Source organism: Paenibacillus sp. V4I3, assembly GCF_030817215.1.
Classification (GTDB): Bacteria; Bacillota; Bacilli; order Paenibacillales; family NBRC-103111; genus Paenibacillus_E.
In genome coordinates this window covers 722,737-742,418 of sequence record NZ_JAUSZA010000001.1, presented here as the reverse complement: position 1 = coordinate 742,418, position 19,682 = coordinate 722,737, and the positions used below count along the sequence as shown (strand labels likewise).

Here is a 19,682-nt window from a genome sequence, read left to right as displayed (position 1 = left end):
TGCTAAGCCGCCTACCCGTTTCTGAACACCTTTGATGTGAAATATAAAGCCGATTATTCCTTGAATGACGCCAAACCAGAAGCAGATCCTCCTATAGGTTGAAATCACCCTAGTACAATTATTTCCAAATTACCAAAGATTATGAGTTGGTTTTATTTGGCCATATTTACCACTGCCGCGTGTTTCCCGTGATTAAGCTAAGGAAGGTACATTTGTTAGCAAAAGTAATGTGCAAACCGGAGATCTAGTTTTCTTCACAACTGTGGATTCCGGCAATCTAAACAGATCCCTTTTGCAGTTGCTGCAGGAGGGGTCTTTCACATTCACATGAGGGGGGGCACATATGTTACAATAAGGAGATAGATATAGAAGATATATGGGAGTAAGGGAGAGAGGCAGATGGATTGGGAGCGTGTAAAAGAGCGTTTGGAAGCGGTTTTACAGTCGCCTATGCAGATTAGCTTGATACCCGAGGCAGATTGGGAGCATTTGGCGGAAGAACAGGCAGAGAATCTTGAGAGCTTTAATCGAAGTGTTGTGCGTGGTCAGGATGTGATTTTTTATTTATCCAAAGAACATAAAGATATTCGCATTCTGCAGGTTTCCAAAGCCAAACTAACATCTTCAGAACGCAAGCTTGTGGAGTTAACGGTAGAGTCTAAGATGACATTAGAAAAGAAGCAGTGGGGAGTCTTTCTATCTGAAGATGAAAGAAAGGCGCACCAATTAAGAGATTGGCTGCTGCAGCAGATGGAACGCGGTTCAACCCATGCTGAGCTGCCGGATGCGCTTGCTTCACAATCCTCTCTATATTCAACGAAAATTCCGCTGTTATTATATGGAGACTATTCTCAAAATCAGCGCGTTTCCTATGCGGAACTGAAGAAATTGTTGGAGTCTTTCTTTGAATCGGAGATTATTCTGATTCCTTTACTAGAAAAAGAGTGGCTGATCCTAGCACCCGAAGGTCTGCTAACCAGTGGTAGCGAAGAGCGAGAAGGCGATGAGGAAGAAAGCGTAGAGCAGATACTCGACGCTCTCGGCTCAGGGCTGTATGAAATGCTCGCTAATGAGTGGGTTGGCGAATGCCACCTGGCTATTGATTATCCGGTAAAGCCTTCGAAATCGCTGTTTGCCACGATTCTCAAGCTGAGGGAAACCATCATGTTAGGGCGTTCCTTTCATGTAGGGAGCTTTATTCATCTTCGTTGGGAGCTTCGTTTGGAGAAGCTGCTGCACTTGATTGACGAAGAGGAAAAGGCAGAATTCCTAGAACAGGTACTTCGCGGCATAGACCATGTGCTGGATGCAGAGACAGTCATCACGTTGGAACATTTCTTCACACTGGACTGTAACGTTAGTGAAACAGCGAAGAAGTTATATATACATCGTAATACCTTGCTCTATCGTTTGGACAAGTTTAAAAATGAGACCGGACTCGATGTGAGAACGTTCAATCATGCGGTTTTAGTGAGACTTGCATTACTATTGTACAAAGTAACGAAAAGAAAGTGATTTTTTTGTAGGGTTTGTGCATAGTCAGTCCGGACTTCGTAGGGTAAGATGAGTATATTGAAAAGTTGATCAGCAAGCATATGATCGATAAATCGTAGGGGGAATGAAACCATGGCAGGCGTACGTTTAAATCATATCGTTAAAAGATATTCTGGTGCAGAAGAATCCACAGTTAAAGATTTCCATCTTGAAGTTGAAGATAAAGAGTTCGTTGTATTGGTTGGAGCATCCGGTTGCGGAAAATCCACAACTCTTCGTATGATCGCAGGATTAGAGGAAATTACTGAAGGTGAACTTTACATCGGCGACCGCCTTGTAAATGATGTAGCTCCAAAAGATCGCGATATCGCGATGGTTTTCCAATCTTACGCCCTTTATCCACATATGACTGTTTATCAAAACATGGCATTCGGCTTGAAACTTCGTAAATTCAAAAAAGCAGATATCGATGCTCGCGTTCGTGAAGCAGCGAAAATCTTGGATATTGTTCATTTGCTTGATCGCAAACCAAAAGCTCTTTCCGGTGGTCAACGTCAACGTGTTGCCTTGGGTCGTGCGATTGTTCGTGAGCCACAAGTATTCTTAATGGATGAGCCGCTTTCCAACTTGGATGCGAAACTTCGTGTACAAATGCGTGCGGAAATTACAAAATTAACAAAACGTCTTGGTGTTACAACGATCTATGTAACGCATGACCAAATCGAAGCAATGACAATGGGCGATCGCATCGTTGTTATGGATAAAGGTATCATTCAACAAGCGGCTACACCTGAAGAAATTTACAACTTCCCTGTTAACATCTTCGTTGCGGGCTTCATCGGATCCCCATCCATGAACTTCATGACAGGTACATTAACACAAGAAGGCAGCGGCATTTTCTTCAAAGCAGGTACTGTGAACGTTGAAGTTCCAGCTGGAAAAGCACAAGTACTGAAAGATAAAGGTTTCGTTGGTAAAGAAGTCATTCTAGGTGTTCGTCCAGAAGATATTCACGAAGAGCCTGTATTCTTGGAAGCATCCCCGAACACAGTATTCAATGTTAACGTTGAGTTGACTGAGAACTTGGGTCACGAAATGTACTTGTACCTGAACGGTATCGGCGCTAACACTGTAATCGCGCGTGTTGACGGTCGCTCTGGAATTAAAGAAGGCACAAATGTTAAATTGGCTCTAGACATGAACAAAGTTCATTTCTTCGATAAAGATACAACATTGTCCATCTTGGTTAACCCTAATCTATAAGTTTTTAACAGAAAGGCCAGCCGTTATCGGCTGGCCTTTTTGTATGTTCATACAGATTCACGAACACTTTAGTTGATTTCAACTAACTATTCCATTACGATGAAACTATTGAAAAGAAAGAATAATAGCAGATGAAGCACGTTTTGCACAGGCGAAACTCGGAGGAGATAGGACGATGGCCAAAAAAGTGAAGGTTTCCGAATTGGTGGAGGTACTCCATATGGAGGTTCTTGCAGGTGAATCTGGACTGAAACGCCCTATAACAACCGGTGATCTGTACCGTCCAGGTCTTGAGATGGCCGGATATTTTAATTACCATCCAAGAGAACGTATCCAGATGCTAGGGAAGACGGAAGTCACCTTCATGGAAATGTTAACGACGGGTGTTAGGCGGAATCGGGTAGAGCAGCTATGCTCGCCGGAGGAAACACCTTGTATCATCGTGACAAGAGGATTGGATGTTCCTGTTGAATTACTGGAAGAAGCGACAAAGCGTGATCTCCCCGTACTTCGAAGCCAAATGTCTACGACGATTTTTGCTAGTCGTTTAACAGGGTTTCTAGAGAATAAATTAGCTCCAAGTACGACAATCCATGGTGTACTTGTCGATGTATACGGAATTGGTATGCTCATTACTGGGAGCAGCGGCATCGGGAAAAGTGAAACAGCACTTGAGCTTGTAAAAAGAGGCCATCGGCTTATTGCTGATGACGCAGTAGAAATTCGTCAAAATGGCGATAAGGTGCTGACAGGAAATGCTCCTGAGCTTATTCGTCATTTGCTTGAAATCCGCGGTGTGGGTATCATTAATGTGATGACTTTATTCGGAGCTGGTGCCATTCGTAATGTAAAGAAGATTTCAGTTGTTGTTAAATTGGAAAATTGGCAGCAGGACAAGCAGTATGACCGATTGGGTCTCGATGAGGAATTGACACGCATCATTGATACGGATCTGCCGCTCGTCACGATTCCTGTTCGACCAGGACGAAACTTAGCGGTTATCGTGGAAGTGGCCGCGATGAACTATCGTTTAAAACGAATGGGATACAACGCGGCACTTCAGTTTACGAATAAACTGACGGAGTCGCTGAACGAAGATTTTGAGGATTTCGATTGATTAAGCAGTATTTTATATAATAATAATGAAGGAGTGAAACTATGCTCGAAAGTGTTGCGTTTTCCTTGGGACCGATACACGTCAGGTGGTATGGCATTATTTTAGGTACAGCTGCGTTAATTGGTTTGTTACTGGCAATCCGAGAAGGGAAGCGGTTCCGAATCGTTCCTGACTTTTTCATGGATTTATTGTTAATTGGGGTGCCTTCAGCGATTGTTGGCGCTAGACTTTACTATGTAGCCTTCCAGTGGTCCGATTATAAGGATAATTTAGCTGAAATTTTTATGATATGGCACGGCGGTATTGCCATCTATGGAGCACTAATTGGTGCGATTATCGGTACTTTTTTCTACGTAAGAGCCAAAGGGTACTCGTTCTTGAGAATCGCGGACATTTGTGCACCAGGTTTAATTGTAGGACAAGCGATAGGACGTTGGGGCAACTTTATGAATCAGGAAGCCCACGGAGGCCCTGTCACGGAGTCATTCTTACGAGACTCTTTACACCTGCCTAATTTTATCGTGAATCAAATGAACATTGAGGGTACTTTTTATCACCCGGCATTTCTGTATGAATCTATCTGGAATCTCTTAGGGCTGTTGGTTCTACTCTGGCTTCGTCGCAGGCCTTTCCTTCGAGCAGGGGAACTATTTTTCAGTTATTTTATCTGGTATTCCATTGGTCGTTTCTTTATCGAAGGTGTGCGTACAGATAGTCTCGATTTCACTGGTCCCACGTGGCTTGCGTCGCTCTTGAATACACTGTGGTCACCAATGACAGTTGTTTTTGAACCGGGCGTACTTACCTATGGCGGCAATGTGAGATTCTCGCAGTTATTAGCGCTTCTGATCGTGATAGGAATGGTTATTGTTATTATCGTGAGAAGGAAAAAAGGATACGCGAATGTGCGTTACGCCGACCCGATTGTTTCCACGAAAGCCGAAGAGAAAAACAAAGTGATGAAAGATCAAGAGATAGATAAAGGAGCAGACTATGATTCAAACCGTACTGTTTGATCTGGATGGAACGATTGTTGATACGAATGAGCTTATCGTGCAATCTTTTTTGCATAGCCTGGAAGGCGAGACGGCAGAGCCTGTCAGTCGGGAGCTAATCATTCCGAATATGGGGCGTCCCCTTGTTGAACAAATGGAATTTTTTACAGGCAGGAAGGAGGTTGAAGAGATCATAAAGAAATATCGGACCTTCAACTTATCCAAGCATGATGAGCTGGTCAAAGAATTCCCGAATGTACATACGGCGATGGCTAAGCTGCACGCAAACGGGATTAAAATCGGGATCGTAACTAGCAAGATTAGGCAAACCACTTTGATGGGCTTAAAGCTTTATGGACTGGATACTTTCGTTAGTACCATCGTGACCGTTGAGGATGTAAAGGAGCCTAAACCGCATCCTGAAGGCATAATTGAAGCGCTTAAGGTGTTAGGGAGTACTGCGGACCAAGCGATAATGGTTGGAGATAGCCATTATGACATTGAGGCTGCCAAAAATGCGGGCGTCATATCTGTTGGCGTATCCTGGTCCTGGAAAGGGCGCTCCTACTTAGAGCAGTATAACCCGGATCATTTGATCGACGATATGCTTGACCTGCTTCCTATTGTGGGGCTGACGTCGGATGTGGATGCTGTTTGAGAAAAACGGATAAGTATCCGGTAGATGGACCTAATGCTTTATGGCAAATCTATCATACCGTAAGCAAATGGAAGGCGATGCGGAATTTCTTATTTATTCAAATAACGCGGTACTCGCCTTCGCTGCGTATGAAAAATTGGATATACCGACATGTATTGGGGATGAAGGTTGGTGAGCATACCGCTTTTGCTTTGATGGTAATGGTGGATGTTTTTTTTCCAGAGAAGATTCATGTAGGAAGCAATACGATTATTGGGTATAACACGACAATATTAGCCCATGAATATTTAACTAAAGAGTATAGACTCGGGGATGTAAATATTGGATCGCATGTGATGGTAGGCGCCAATACGACGATTCTACCCGGTGTGACGATTGGAGACTATGCTATTATTGGAGCGGGTTCGGTTGTGCACAAGGATGTAGCACCGTACAGCTTTGTGGCAGGGAATCCACTTCAGACGATTCGTGAAAGATTTAATGAGAAATGAGAGTTGTATGCTGTAGAGCTGTACAGCTCTTTTTTTTTGCGCATGAATGAGGATATCAAGAGCGGATAATCAGGGGAAAGACGATTGACGGTCCTAAGCTTACGTGATAAAATAGCCGTACATTCTTTATTTTGGTAGTATGGTAGCACGTTACTGTGTTAAAGTGAATAAAGAGGAAATTGAATTCCTACATGTTGAGGTGAGACGGTGTCAAAGCCAAAAGTATTTGAAAAACCGTTAGGGGTTAAAGATTATTTGCCCGAAGCGGTTACGAAACTGCGAAATATTGAATTCCGTGTATTGGCCTGTATGGAACGCTGGGGTTATAACCAGATCATTACGCCTACACTCGAATATTACGATACCGTTGGTGTTGCGAGCTCCACAGAAGACAAGAAGCTGTTTAAGTTGCTTGACCGTAAGGGAAAGACACTTGTTTTGCGGTCTGAATTGACAGCGCCAATAGCGCGTGTAGCTTCTTCTTTGCTGAAAGAACATGCGTTTCCATTACGCTTATCTTATCATTCGAATGTCTTTCGTTCGATTGAAGAAGAAGCTGGGCGGGATTCGGAGTTTTTCCAGACGGGCGTCGAGCTTATTGGAGATGCTTCATCCGAAGCGGATGCTGAGGTTGTAGCGTTAGCGATTGCTTCGTTGCAAGCGGCTGGCGTAGGTGCATTCAAGATTGCGCTCGGTCACGTAGGCTTCCTGAACGGTTTGTTTCAGGAAACGCTGGAAGGACGCAGTGATGCACAGCTCGCGCTGAAGGAGCATTTGCTCAGTCGCGATTATGTGGGGTACCGCGAAGCCATTAAGTCGTTAGCCCTTACACCGGAAGTGGAACGTGAGCTGGGTGGTGTATTAAGACTTAGAGGCGGAGATGAAATTTGTGAGCAAGCTCGTATGGTATCTCAGCACCCCATCGCGCAGGATGCGATTCGTCATTTATGCGAAGTATGGGATGTATTGAAAGCCTATGGAGTTAGTGAGCATGTAGTGATTGATTTAACAATGATTGGAGATTTCTCCTACTATACAGGTATGACCTTTGAGGGATATGCGTCTGATTTAGGTTTCCCGGTCTGCAGCGGCGGCAGATATGATAATCTGCTGAGTCAGTTTGGGCGTCCGGCTCCGGCAACGGGGTTTGCGCTCAAGACGAACCGAATCCTAGAGGTTACAGGAAAAGAGAACGTGGAGCAGCCAGGGCGTGTGCTGATAGCCTACGATGCTGAGCATCGTGAAGAAGCGCTGCGGCTGGCGAAGGCTATGCGCAGCAGTGATGATGAAGTTATCATTATCACGCAGTTGGTGAGCGAGTATGAAGCTTGGTCGAATGAGTTGTTGAATAAGGGAGACAGCTACGAGCTTGGCGGAACGGTTTATAGTGATGTTATTACGATGATTGATATAGCGGTTTGATTGGAAATATTTAAACGAGTTGAGAGAGCTAGTGCAAGATCGGGAGCAGGACAAATGCAATATAAGTGAAAATGCAGAAGTGAACGCCGAATTGAATGCAGAATTAATTGCAGGAAAATGAAATCAAATGCATGAATGGGTCTCGCTCCGTTGATTTGAAGTTTGAAGGAGGTTGGAACGGTGGATGATATTCTAAAAGTAGCGATGCCGAAAGGCCGTATATATAAACAAGCAGCAAAGCTTTTTCATAAAGCGGGTCTGCCGATTCCAGAGGACCTGGAAGAAGGACGCCGGTTAATCATTCCTGTTCATGAAGCAAGAATGGAATTCATTTTGGCGAAACCGGTGGATGTTCCTACCTATGTCGAATATGGCGTAGCGGATATCGGGGTTGTCGGCAAGGATGTCCTGATGGAGGAGAACCGCAACGTGTACGAGCTGCTGGATCTGGGCATCGCACGCTGCCGGATGTCGGTTATTGGACTGCCGGATTGGAAGCAAGAGATCAATCCGCGCGTCGCGACGAAGTATCCGAACGTCGCCTCTCAGTATTTTCGCGAGCGAGGGCAGCAGGTTGAGGTTATCAAGCTAAACGGCTCAATCGAGCTTGCGCCGCTGATTGGCCTTGCTGACCGGATCGTGGATATGGTCGAAACGGGAGAGACACTTCGGGAGAACGGACTTGTGGAGCAAGAGGAGATTTTTCAGATTACGAGCCGCTTAATTGCGAATCGTGTGAGTTACCGCATGAAGAATGATTCTATTCAGCGGTTATGTGATATGCTGCAGGCTGTTTTGCCTGTGATTAAGGCGTAGAGCAAACGCACTTTAGAGGAACGACGATCCTCTATTTGAGCGAAATAAGGGTTTGAAGAGGCAGAAACAACGAAATAAGGGATCCTCGTTCCTCGAATGCATGAAAATAGGCTGTTTTCCGGCAAATAACGCATCCACGTTCCCCTCATGGAGGACCTGGAATCGTAAGCGCAGAAAATGGGGCAAATAAGTAGCTACGGTGCAATCGATATAGATAAGTAAGACGATCAAGAGAGGATGATGAAGATGCGGATACTTCCCGCCTCGGAATTTCAATTGAACCGCGAGGTCGAATACGGCTCACCCGAGCAAAATGAGACCGTCCGCCGCATCATCGATGAGGTGCGGCAGGACGGAGATGCCGCGCTGCGACGCATGGCGCAGCAGTTCGACCGCGTCACCGTCGCTGAGCTTCGCGTCAGCGACGAGGAGATCCAAGCGGCGTACGCGCAGGTCGACGCCGAGTTCCTGGCGGCGCTGCGACAAGCCGCCGCCAACATTCGTGCGTTTCATGAGAAGCAGAAACGCACGTCGTGGATGGACCTGCAGGCGAATGGCAGCCTGCTGGGCCAAATCATCCGACCGCTGAAGCGGGTCGGATTGTACGTGCCCGGAGGGAAGGCGGCTTACCCTTCCTCCGTGCTCATGAACGCCATCCCCGCGATCGTCGCGGGGGTGCCGGAGATCGCGATGGTGACGCCTCCGGCCACCGCGGGGGAAGAGGGCATCAACCCGCATATCCTCGTGGCAGCAGCCGAAGCGGGTGTGAAAGAGATCTACCGCGTAGGCGGGGCGCAGGCGGTAGCTGCGCTGGCCTACGGCACGGAATCGATCCCGCCGGTCGATAAGATCGTCGGGCCCGGCAACATCTACGTCGCGCTGGCGAAACGCTTCGTGTTCGGCGTCGTCGATATCGACATGATCGCCGGACCAACGGACATTGTCGTGCTTGCTGATGAGCACGCCGATCCTGAATATGTCGCGGCCGATTTGCTGGCACAGGCCGAGCATGACGAAATGTCACCGTCAATTCTGGTCACACCATCAAGAGAGCTTGCCGAAGCGGTTCGGCTAGAGCTATGGCGGCAGCTGGATGTACTGCCGAAGAAAGCGATCGCCTCTGTGTCCACAGCGACCAAAGGAGCTATACTCCTTGTGGATAACTTGGACGAGGGCGTGGACGTTGTCAATCGCTTGGCGCCGGAGCATTGTGAGCTGTTAGTGCAGGAGCCTTTTAATCTGCTGCCTCGCATTGAGAATGCAGGAGCTATTTTCCTAGGAGCCTACAGCACGGAACCCGTCGGCGATTATTTCGCTGGACCTAACCATGTGCTGCCAACGAATGGCACAGCCCGCTTTTCATCGCCACTGAATGTGGACGATTTCCTGAAAAAATCAAGCGTTATTCACTATAGCAAGGAAGCACTGATCGCAAACGGCGAAATGATTATGACGCTAGCCCGTAACGAAGGGTTGGAAGGTCATGCAAGAGCGGTAGAGATCCGACTCAAGAAGGAAGGGAAGTTGAAATAATGGCTGAACAAGATAAAGAGATCACTCGCTCAGCGCGTGTAGCCCGCAAAACGAATGAGACTGACATTGCCCTCGCGTTTCAAGTAGATGGAATAGGGGTTTCTGAGATCCAAACCGATGTACCTTTCTTGAACCATATGCTTGATTTGTTCACAAAACACGGACAGTTCGATCTGAATGTCGTTGCTAAAGGCGATATCGAGATCGATGATCATCATACGGTTGAAGATATTGGCATTTGTTTAGGTCAAACCCTTCGTGAAGCACTAGGCGATAAAAAAGGGATTAAACGCTATGCTAGCGTATTCGTCCCTATGGATGAAGCCCTTGCTCAAGTTGTCATCGACATTAGCAACCGACCGCATTTGGAATATCGTGCGCAGTATCCTTCACAAACTGTGGGCAGTTTTGATACGCAGCTTGTTCAAGAGTTTCTGTGGAAGTTTGCTCTGGAAGCCCGTATCACGCTGCATGTTATCGTACATTACGGACAAAACACGCATCACATGATTGAGGCTGTATTTAAAGCTTTAGGCCGAGCGTTAGATGAAGCGACATCGATTGATCCTCGTGTACAGGGGGTTCCTTCGACGAAGGGGGTGCTGTAAGAATGATCGCTATTATTGATTATGGAATGGGCAATTTACACAGCGTAAGCAAGGCTGTCGAGCGTCTAGGTTACGAAGCTGTTGTAACAGGGGATGCCGATCAGATCCTTGCAGCTGAGGGTGCTATCCTACCAGGTGTAGGCGCATTCGGGGATGCGATGGAGCAGCTGCGCGAGTCGGGGCTGAATGATGTCGTCATCCGTTATGCGGAATCGGGTAAGCCTCTATTAGGCATTTGCCTTGGTATGCAGTTGTTGTTCGCCAGCAGCGAGGAGCATGGGGATCATGAGGGGCTTGCCCTTTTGCCTGGCTCGGTCGTTCGCTTTCGCGGCGACTACAAAGTGCCGCATATGGGTTGGAATGGATTAGTCTACAAGCAAAATGCGAGTCCTATCTTCCAAGGTATCGAAGAAGGGCACGTTTACTTCGTCCACTCCTATCATGCGAAGCCGGAGCGCGAAAGCGACCTGTTGGCGGTAACGGATTACCATCAGCCGGTGACGGCCATTGTAGGCAGAGACAACGTATATGGCATGCAGTTTCACCCCGAAAAAAGTGGGGATTTCGGCATGCAGCTGCTTAATAATTTTCTGAAAATGTGCAAATAGTTTGCTCTTTTGCTTTTAGATAATCAGGTAAGGAAGGAAGTGCCCATCATGTTAGCGAAAAGAATTATTCCTTGCCTAGACGTCAAGGATGGCAGGGTGGTCAAGGGCGTTAATTTCGTTAATTTGCGCGATGCTGGTGATCCGGTGGAACTGGCAGCGATTTACGATAAAGAGGGCGCGGATGAACTGGTGTTCCTCGATATTTCGGCTTCAGTGGAAGGACGGGCGACGATGGTAGAGGTTGTCCGTCAAACGGCAGGGGAGATTACGATCCCTTTCACCGTAGGCGGCGGCATCTCCAGTGTGGATGACATGAAACGCCTGCTTCGCGCCGGAGCAGATAAGATCGGTATCAACACCGCAGCAGTTCGCAATCCTCAGCTCGTTTCGGATGGAGCGCGGAAGTTCGGTTCCCAGTGTGTTGTTGTTGCCATTGATGCGAAGTACAATAGCGAGTGGGGCGAGTGGGAAGTGTTCACACATGGCGGACGCAACGCCACTGGTATCAAGACGTTGGAGTGGGCGAAACGTATGGAAGGGCTTGGCGCAGGAGAAATTTTGCTTACCAGCATGGATGCCGACGGGACGAAGGACGGCTTTGATTTGAAGCTAACGCGTGCCGTGTCCGAACTTCTCACGATTCCCGTGATTGCTTCCGGTGGAGCGGGCAAAGCGGAGCATTTCTACGATGTATTTACCGAAGGCAAAGCCGATGCAGGTCTGGCGGCAACCATTTTTCACTATAAAGAGTTAACGATTCAAGGGGTCAAAGACGACCTTAAAGGTAAAGGGGTTGAAATCCGATGACATTTTCAATAGATCAAATTACTTATGATGCACAGGGTCTTGTACCTGCCATCGTGCAGGACGCAGTCAGCAAAGAAGTGCTTATGCTTGCTTACATGAATAGCGAGTCATTACAGCGTACGATACAAACGGGTGATACTTGGTTCTGGAGCCGTTCCCGTCAAGAGTTGTGGAACAAGGGGGCAACTTCCGGTCATACACAAAAGGTAAAATCACTCCGGTACGACTGCGATGCAGACACGCTTCTGGTTCTCGTGGAACAAGTGGGACCTGCTTGCCACAATGGTACTTATACGTGCTTCACAGCTAACATTCCTCTGGGAGATGAAGGTTCTGCGCAAGAAGTCGCACCTGCTGCCTCTGCTGGTGATCGTTTCGCGATCCTTGGCGAGTTGGAAGCTGTGATTGCTTCGCGTGACGCTGAGCGTCCTGAGGGCGCTTATACAACGTATCTTTTTGAAAAAGGTGTCGATAAGATTCTCAAAAAAGTCGGCGAAGAAACGGCCGAAGTGATTATCGCAGCCAAAAACAAAGATAACGAAGAGCTTCGCTATGAAGCGAGTGATCTTATTTTTCACTTAATGGTCCTTTTACGTAATAATAAATTGCCTTTGGATGATATTATGAAAGAGCTGGCTAATCGGCACGTCAAAAAATAAATAAAAACGACCTGGAGTGAATTCACGATGTTGATTGATTATCATACACATCATGTACGCTGCGGTCACGCCTCTGGGGAACTGGAGGATTACGTCAAACGCGGCATCGAGATCGGGCTCACACAGTTGGGGCTTTCGGATCATATGCCGCTTTTGCATGTGGACCCTGCGACTTATTGGCCGGAAATGGCCATGCCGATGGAAGAACTGCCTCGCTACGTCGAGGAGTGTCTGCATCTTAAAGAGAAGTACAAAGATCAGATTGATATCCGTGTCGGGCTAGAGGGCGATTATATCGAGGGCTATGAGACGGAGATTGCCGCAATCATCAAAGCATACCCATGGGACTATGTTATCGGTTCTGTCCATTTCCTTGGCGAGTGGGATATTTCTGATTTTAGGCAGCTTGCGGGTTGGGATGGCAAGGATATTTATACTATTTATACGCAATACTACGAGGCAGTGAAGAAAGCAGTCCGAACCGGACTGTATGACTATATTGGTCATATAGATATGATTAAACGATTTGGTTACGTCCCGGATCGTGATCCGTGGGAGTTGGAGAAGGCGGCATTGGACACTGTGAAAGAATGTGGGCTTGCGATCGAGCTGAATGCTTCGGGCTTGCGCCATCCGTGTAAAGAGATGTTCCCGAGCCGCCGAATGCTGGAATATTGTCATAAGGTGGGAATTCCATTGACGATAGGTTCGGATGCGCACCAGCCGGATCGGTTGTCCCAATATTTGGACGAAGCTAGGGAACTCTTGAAATCCATTGGATTTAACGAAATAGCCACATTTTCTGCCCGAAAACGACATCTTGTGACTTTTTAATTTCGACATGTTTCATGTATAATGAGTAGGAACTGTATAATCTATTTAATGAACCTTCGGAGGTAACCATTAACCATGCATAGCGACAATGTTAAAATCTTTTCCGGATCTTCGAATCCGAAGCTTGCGGAACGTATTTGTAAAGAGCTCGGCCAGCCGCTTGGACAAATTAAGCTTTCCCGTTTTAAAAGCGGAGAAATTTACTGTCTTTACGAAGAAACGATTCGTAACTGTGACGTATTCCTGGTACAAACTTTTTCCCATCCGATTAATGAGCACATGATGGAACTTCTGGTCATGATGGATGCGGCGAAAAGAGCTTCTGCAAGAACGATCAACCTTGTCATCCCTTACTATGGTTACTCTCGTCAAGAACGTAAAGCTGCTCCGCGTGAGCCGATTTCTGCTAAATTAGTAGCTGACTTATTCAGTGCAGCAGGTGCAACTCGTGTTGTAACGATTGACCTTCATGCACCTGCGATTCAAGGCTTCTTCAATATTCCGGTGGATCATCTGACAGCCCTTGATCTTATCAGTGATTGCATCAAGAAAAAGAATTTACCTAACCCTATCATCGTATCTCCGGATGCGGGACGTGCGACAACTGCTGAAAAAATGGCAAACATTCTCGATGCGCCATTCGCGATGATGATTAAGAAGCGCCCAGAACACAATGAGTCGGTGATTACCCACGTCATTGGTGATGTTGTAGGACGTACTCCGATCATTATCGAGGATCTTATCGATACCGGTACGACGATTGTCAACGTTGTTGAGAGTCTGAAGGAAAGAGGAGCACATGACGTATATATTTGTGCGACACATCCTGTGTTCTCCGGACCTGCCCTGCAGCGTTTAGATCACCCTAGCATTAAGGAAGTCATCATCACGGACTCCATTGCGATTCCAGAAGGACATTCCGATAAATTCAATGTGCTTTCAGTAGCTCCGCTGTTGTCTGATGCAATTCGCATTATTAATGAAGGTGGATCCCTATCCTCCCTATTCAAATACGGCGGCGTATAAGGAAGCTTTAAAAGGCGACTTTGAAAACGAGGATTAAGCAGGGAAGTGGATTCGGCGTCGAATCTTGAACGAAATCCGGGAACTGCGGTACTCACGTAGGCTCACCTACGCTCCGTTCCTCGTTCCTCGGATTTCGTCCAACCTTCTCGGTTTTGAAAGCCGACTTTTAAAGCCACTATTGCACAAGGGGCAAGAGCAAGTTCAAAGAGCAAAGTTCAAGAGCAAAATCAAGACCAGATCTTACCTTCGGATTATGTTTTTGGCTTCCAAGCGATCTATGGTATAATTTGAGTGTAATCAAATTGCCGGAGGTGTCTTGCTATGGAAAAGATTAAGCGTGTGTCCGAAGCGCCAAAGCCTAAAGTTATCTCAATTAACATGGATGCCGCATTCTTTTTCGAGAGAGCGGTTCAATCTTTGGATCGGTTTCATTATGATAAGGCATTGAAATATTTCCGGCGAGCTGCAGAATATGAGCAGGATAACCCTGTGAATCACTGCAATCTCGCAGGAGTTCTCTCCGAAATGGGCAATTATGACGAGTCGAACCAAATTCTGCAGCATGTCCTTGATATGATCGATCCCGAGATGACGGAATGTCACTTTTATATGGCAAACAACTATGCCAACATGGAAAATTTCGAGCAGGCTGAACAAGCGTTGGTTCGATACTTGGAGACGGACCCAACAGGTCAATTCATGGATGAATCCGAAGAAATGATGGAAATGCTAAGCTACGAGCTTGAACGTCCCGCCCCTCTCACTAGCATTAAGAGTCGAGAAGGGCTCTTCGAGCATGATAAAGCCCGTGCGCTTCTCGAAGAGGGTAAGTTCGCTGAAGCTGTGAGGCAGTTAGAGAAATTGGTGAAGAATCAACCTGATTTCACAGCTGCCCGCAACAATCTGGCCCTTGCTTATTACTATATGGGTCAGTTTGAGAAGGCAATGGAAACGATTCGTGCGGTGCTCGACATCGATGCCGGAAATCTGCATGCGCTATGTAATATGGCCATTTTCCATCAGCATTTCGGTAACAAGGAGGAGTTAGCAGAGCTAACATCTCTATTGTGCAAGACGTTTCCTTTTCAGCAGGATCATGTTTTCAAGCTTGCTACAACGATGGGCATCCTTTCTGAGCATGAGAAGGCATACCACTTGTTTAAGCGCCTGCTTAAAGCAGGAGACGGTACAGCAGACCCTTGCCTCTATCATTATGCAGCGGTAGCAGCCAGCCATATCGGTCGATTCGGCGAGGCTTACCGATATTGGAAGCAAGCCGAGAAGCTTGATCCCGGCGCCGAAATTTCCAAGTTTTACTTGGAGCAGCTGCGCTCACGCGAGAAGGTCGAAGGGCCGCTAACGTGGAGCTATCACTACCATCTGCCTTTCGAAGAGCAGTTTAGGGTGTTGGAGAAATCCACGCAAGGAATCCCAGACCAATTGAAGAAAGATCCGCTAGTGCGTTCTTCCTTCTTCTGGGCTTTGCGCCATGGTGATATCGAGACGAAGCTGCAGGTGATCCAAGCGTTCGGCTTAATTGCTGATAATGAAGTGAGAGATGCTTTGCAGGATTTCATCCTAGATCGTCAAGAGGATGACTATTTGAAACGAGTCGCCATTTTCGTGCTTCGCAGTATGGGGATCCGAGAGTCACTTCCCGCCTATCTTGAGAACCAAGAGATTACGGTAGAGGCCTCTCCTTACTCGCCGCATTTGCCTATTTGGGATGCCAAATGGCAGAGTGTGATGGAAACGGCGCTTTCCCATATGCACAAGCGCTATGATATGGTTCAACAGTATGATTTGGAAATCTTATGGGTTGAATTTCTGACGAAGATCTACCCGGGCGTGCCTAAGATTCATAAATCCGAGGGCTGGGCGGCAGCGTTAGAATATTTGATCGCTAAGATGCATCGCCGAGCTATTTCCTACCAGGAAGTATCTACACGCTATGGCGTTACAGTCTCAACAGTAAGCCGCAATGTAAAGTTGATTGATGACACGTGCGGTTTACGTGAGAAGATGGAAGCTATTTTTAACAAATTCACGAGTATTTGATAGCCAGTCTTTTGCCTTGTCGAAAGACTTGGCTTTCATACATAAATAAAGAGGCGGTTTCGACTGCTCGCATGGAAGCACAATAAAGCGGAGCATACGAAGGCTGTCTTGCTGAAGCAAAACGCAGGCGATGCTTACGTAGATAGCTTTCCTAAGGAAAGCACCTAGGAGGGAAACCATATGTACAAATCAGTCGTTGTAGGAACAGGACCATCCGGTCTAACAGCAGCCATTTATTTAGCGCGTGCCAACCTTAGCCCGCTCGTTATTGAGGGGCCAGAGCCAGGGGGACAGCTAACCACTACTACCGAAGTAGAGAACTTCCCCGGCTTCCCTGAAGGGATTATGGGTCCTGAATTAATGGAGAATATGCGTAAGCAAGCAGAACGTTTCGGCGCCGAATTCAAAACCGGTTGGGTGAACTCTGTTGAGCTGACGAATCGTCCGTTTAAACTGCAAGTTGAAGGTCTTGGCGAGATCGAGACAGAAACACTGATTATCTCCACGGGTGCTTCTGCCAGATTGCTGGGAATTACCAATGAGAGAGAAAACATCGGACGCGGCGTAAGTACTTGCGCAACGTGTGACGGATTCTTCTTCCGCGGCAAAAAGATTGTTGTCGTTGGTGGTGGTGACTCAGCCATGGAAGAGGCGAATTTCCTTACTCGCTTTGCTTCGGAAGTTCGCTTAGTCCACCGTCGCGATGAACTTCGCGCTTCGAAGATTATGCAGGACCGTGCTCGCGGCAACGAAAAAGTAAAATGGGCACTGAATAATACGCCGCTTGAAGTTGTAGCTGGTGAAAAAGGTGTAACAGGCCTGAAGGTCAAAAATAACGAAACCGGTGAAGATGAAATCATCGAAACGGACGGTATCTTTGTAGCTATTGGCCATACACCGAATACGAAGTTCTTAGGTGGACAAATTGATACGGATGAGCACGGCTATATTATTGTGAAGCCGGGCACGACGGAAACGAATATCCCTGGTGTATTTGCTTGTGGTGACGTGCAAGACACGAAGTATCGCCAAGCGATTACAGCGGCAGGAAGTGGATGTGCAGCTGCCCTGGAAGCTGAAAAGTTCCTAGAAGGAAGCATCGTACACGATTGGAGCCAGTCGCTGTAAGTGGTCTGGAGTCTTTACAGCAAACGTGGAGGGCTAATCTCTCCACGTTTTCTCATTTCTTTGGGAGCTGTTGAATCTTGACCAGTTTCCAGGCTTGACTTATAGTTGGAACAGGAGCATAAGTAAACCCCACAAAGTGACGCATAGCCTTCGAAGCATATTCCGATTACTTTTGCGGGGACCCCGGAAAATATCCGAAAATTATATGAATATTCATGAGGTGACCTTGCAATGTCAGATCAGATTTATATCGGTGTAGATTTAGGCGGTACGAATATCAAAGTGGGTATCTGCGATGAGCAGGGGAAACTGCTGCATACGTTTGAAGGCCCTACAGGTGCGGAAAATGGTTCTGATTTTGTAATTGAGCGAATTGCGCAGTATGTACGCCAAATTGTCGAAGAGTCTCCGTTTGAATGGGAGCAAGTGGCTGGTATTGGCGCAGGTTTAGCCGGATTCATGGATATTCCGGAAGGCTTTGTCAAATTCTCTCCCAATTTGCAATGGCATAATGTCCCTGCGAAGAAAATGCTGGAAGAATTTCTTGGTAAAACAGTTAAGATTGACAACGATGCTAATGTAGCTGCTTTAGGCGAAGCTTGGGCAGGCAGCGGAGCAGGAATTCCAAATATAGTTTGCTATACGCTCGGAACAGGTGTTGGCGGCGGGATTATTATTAATGGGAAAATTTATCAAGGTTCTACGGGTATGGCTGGAGAGCTTGGTCATATGTCCGTTGTGCCCGACATTGAAGCGATTCAGTGTGGATGTGGACAAATGGGTTGTCTAGAAACAGTTTCGTCGGCGACAGGCATCGTTCGTATGGCCAATGAAGCGGTTGAACGCGGCGAGAAAACGTCATTAGCTCTTCATGAGAAGATTGAAGCGAAGCATGTCTTCGATGCAGCCAAGAGCGGAGATGAAGTATCCCTGCGCATCGTGAACCGTGCTGCATATTATATTGGACGTTCGATGGCTGCGTTGGCTGTTATTATTAACCCGAAACGATTCATTATCGGTGGTGGTGTTTCTAAAGCAGGAGAAATTTTATTCCAACCGATTCGTGAAACCTTTAAGAAATACACGCCAGAGACAGCCTCAGAAGGTGTTGAGATCGTTGCTGCAACACTCGGTAACGATGCAGGCATCGTGGGCGCTGCTGGTTTGAATTTAAGATAGTCGTAAAACGTACTGTTCGTATGGTTAGCGGATCTGAGTTGGCCTGCGAGAAGCACTCCAAAGGAAGGTGTCATTCATGGAAGAAAACCACCCTTTAGCGAAACTGGTCATAATTACAGGAATGTCAGGTGCAGGTAAGACGATTGCTGTACAGAGTCTAGAGGATTTAGGATTCTTCTGCGTAGATAATTTGCCTCCTGTGCTGATTCCTAAATTTGCTGAGTTGATCGAGCAGTCGATGGGGAAAATCGGCAAAGTGGCACTGGTGATTGATTTGCGAGGGCGTGAATTTTTCACTGCACTTCAGGAGTCGCTTCGTTATATTCAAGAGAATTACACGCTTAGTTATGAAATTCTATTCCTAGATGCTACCGATGCGACGCTAGTACAGCGTTATAAGGAAAGCCGCCGCCGTCACCCGCTAGCTCCCGATGGAGCGCCGCTTGAAGGTATTGGTCTTGAGCGTAAACTGCTTGAAGAGCTGAAAGGCTTAGCCACACAGGTTATTGACACAAGCACGCTTAAGCCGGTGCAGCTCAAAGAAAGAATTATTTCCCGGTTTACCAATTTGGAAACAAACCGCATATCTATAAATGTAATCTCCTTCGGATTTAAGTATGGTGTCCCTATTGATGCTGATTTAATCTTCGATGTTCGCTTCTTACCGAATCCACACTATGTCGAACAGCTTCGTCCACAGACGGGTCAAGATCCCGATGTGTATGATTACGTGATGAAGTGGAGCGAAACGCAAGAGTTCCTGAATAAGCTGCTCGATATGCTGCATTTCTTAATGCCTCAATATAAGAAAGAAGGCAAGAGCCAGGTTGTTGTAGGAATAGGCTGCACTGGAGGTAAACACCGATCCGTCGCCATCACGGAATATCTCGGCAAAGTGATGGGGAATAGCGAAACCGAAACCGTGCGTTTGAGTCATCGAGACGCCGAGCGGGACCGTGTATAAGCAGTCCTACGATTAAGAGGGT

General features: G+C 46.9%; 19 protein-coding genes. All 19 read left to right on the top strand.

Translation table 11 applies throughout. The annotated features are described in order from the left end of the window. Positions 1-399 precede the first annotated feature (399 nt). The 19 genes from QFZ77_RS03535 to rapZ all read left to right on the top strand — a co-directional run bounded on the left by QFZ77_RS03535 (position 400) and on the right by rapZ (position 19,660). Entirely contained in the window at positions 400-1,515 is a 1,116-nt protein-coding gene (locus QFZ77_RS03535; protein ID WP_307436219.1) for a PucR family transcriptional regulator, read from the top strand. A 111-nt stretch (positions 1,516-1,626) separates the two neighbouring features. Further along, positions 1,627-2,757: an ABC transporter ATP-binding protein gene (locus QFZ77_RS03530; protein WP_171641331.1), complete on the top strand. Its 1,131-nt coding sequence runs from the start codon at positions 1,627-1,629 to the stop codon at positions 2,755-2,757. Between the two features lie 175 nt (positions 2,758-2,932). After that, the gene (gene hprK / locus QFZ77_RS03525; RefSeq protein ID WP_047678955.1) at positions 2,933-3,874 is read left to right on the top strand and encodes an HPr(Ser) kinase/phosphatase; all 942 of its coding nucleotides are present in this window, start codon (positions 2,933-2,935) and stop codon (positions 3,872-3,874) included. Between the two features lie 41 nt (positions 3,875-3,915). Then, positions 3,916-4,890: a prolipoprotein diacylglyceryl transferase gene (gene lgt, locus QFZ77_RS03520; RefSeq protein WP_307436213.1), complete on the top strand. Its 975-nt coding sequence runs from the start codon at positions 3,916-3,918 to the stop codon at positions 4,888-4,890. Further along, positions 4,868-5,527, top strand: a complete 660-nt coding sequence (ppaX, locus tag QFZ77_RS03515; protein ID WP_307436209.1) for a pyrophosphatase PpaX — start codon at positions 4,868-4,870, stop codon at positions 5,525-5,527. The genes lgt and ppaX overlap by 23 nt, the downstream gene beginning before the upstream one ends. Next, on the top strand, positions 5,524-6,018 hold the full coding sequence (locus QFZ77_RS03510) for an acyltransferase (protein WP_307436204.1): 495 nt from the start codon (positions 5,524-5,526) through the stop codon (positions 6,016-6,018). Before ppaX ends, QFZ77_RS03510 begins: the two co-directional genes overlap by 4 nt. A 207-nt stretch (positions 6,019-6,225) precedes the next feature. After that, the gene (locus QFZ77_RS03505) at positions 6,226-7,440 is read left to right on the top strand and encodes an ATP phosphoribosyltransferase regulatory subunit (RefSeq protein ID WP_307436202.1); all 1,215 of its coding nucleotides are present in this window, start codon (positions 6,226-6,228) and stop codon (positions 7,438-7,440) included. Between the two features lie 180 nt (positions 7,441-7,620). Further along, positions 7,621-8,256, top strand: a complete 636-nt coding sequence (gene hisG / locus QFZ77_RS03500; protein ID WP_057302649.1) for an ATP phosphoribosyltransferase — start codon at positions 7,621-7,623, stop codon at positions 8,254-8,256. Between the two features lie 246 nt (positions 8,257-8,502). Then, entirely contained in the window at positions 8,503-9,789 is a 1,287-nt protein-coding gene (hisD, locus tag QFZ77_RS03495; protein ID WP_307449226.1) for a histidinol dehydrogenase, read from the top strand. Next, on the top strand, positions 9,789-10,397 hold the full coding sequence (gene hisB, locus QFZ77_RS03490) for an imidazoleglycerol-phosphate dehydratase HisB (protein ID WP_307436199.1): 609 nt from the start codon (positions 9,789-9,791) through the stop codon (positions 10,395-10,397). The genes hisD and hisB overlap by 1 nt, the downstream gene beginning before the upstream one ends. A 2-nt stretch (positions 10,398-10,399) precedes the next feature. Continuing rightward, complete coding sequence (hisH, locus tag QFZ77_RS03485) at positions 10,400-11,005, top strand: imidazole glycerol phosphate synthase subunit HisH (RefSeq protein ID WP_307436196.1); 606 nt, start codon at positions 10,400-10,402, stop codon at positions 11,003-11,005. A 48-nt stretch (positions 11,006-11,053) separates the two neighbouring features. Further along, complete coding sequence (gene hisF, locus QFZ77_RS03480; RefSeq protein WP_307436194.1) at positions 11,054-11,812, top strand: imidazole glycerol phosphate synthase subunit HisF; 759 nt, start codon at positions 11,054-11,056, stop codon at positions 11,810-11,812. After that, on the top strand, positions 11,809-12,471 hold the full coding sequence (hisIE, locus tag QFZ77_RS03475) for a bifunctional phosphoribosyl-AMP cyclohydrolase/phosphoribosyl-ATP diphosphatase HisIE (RefSeq protein WP_307436191.1): 663 nt from the start codon (positions 11,809-11,811) through the stop codon (positions 12,469-12,471). Before hisF ends, hisIE begins: the two co-directional genes overlap by 4 nt. Positions 12,472-12,498: 27 nt before the next feature. Beyond that, complete coding sequence (gene hisJ, locus QFZ77_RS03470; RefSeq protein ID WP_307436189.1) at positions 12,499-13,305, top strand: histidinol-phosphatase HisJ; 807 nt, start codon at positions 12,499-12,501, stop codon at positions 13,303-13,305. A 75-nt stretch (positions 13,306-13,380) separates the two neighbouring features. Beyond that, positions 13,381-14,331 (top strand): ribose-phosphate diphosphokinase, encoded by a 951-nt coding sequence (locus QFZ77_RS03465; protein WP_057302624.1) that lies wholly within the window; start codon positions 13,381-13,383, stop codon positions 14,329-14,331. A 321-nt stretch (positions 14,332-14,652) separates the two neighbouring features. Next, entirely contained in the window at positions 14,653-16,389 is a 1,737-nt protein-coding gene (locus QFZ77_RS03460; RefSeq protein ID WP_307436186.1) for a tetratricopeptide repeat protein, read from the top strand. 180 nt (positions 16,390-16,569) lie between these two features. Then, complete coding sequence (trxB, locus tag QFZ77_RS03455; RefSeq protein ID WP_307436184.1) at positions 16,570-17,517, top strand: thioredoxin-disulfide reductase; 948 nt, start codon at positions 16,570-16,572, stop codon at positions 17,515-17,517. Positions 17,518-17,748: 231 nt separating this feature from the next. Then, positions 17,749-18,696 (top strand): ROK family glucokinase, encoded by a 948-nt coding sequence (locus tag QFZ77_RS03450; RefSeq protein ID WP_307436182.1) that lies wholly within the window; start codon positions 17,749-17,751, stop codon positions 18,694-18,696. Between the two features lie 76 nt (positions 18,697-18,772). Beyond that, on the top strand, positions 18,773-19,660 hold the full coding sequence (gene rapZ / locus QFZ77_RS03445; RefSeq protein ID WP_056833528.1) for an RNase adapter RapZ: 888 nt from the start codon (positions 18,773-18,775) through the stop codon (positions 19,658-19,660). Positions 19,661-19,682: the final 22 nt, after the last annotated feature.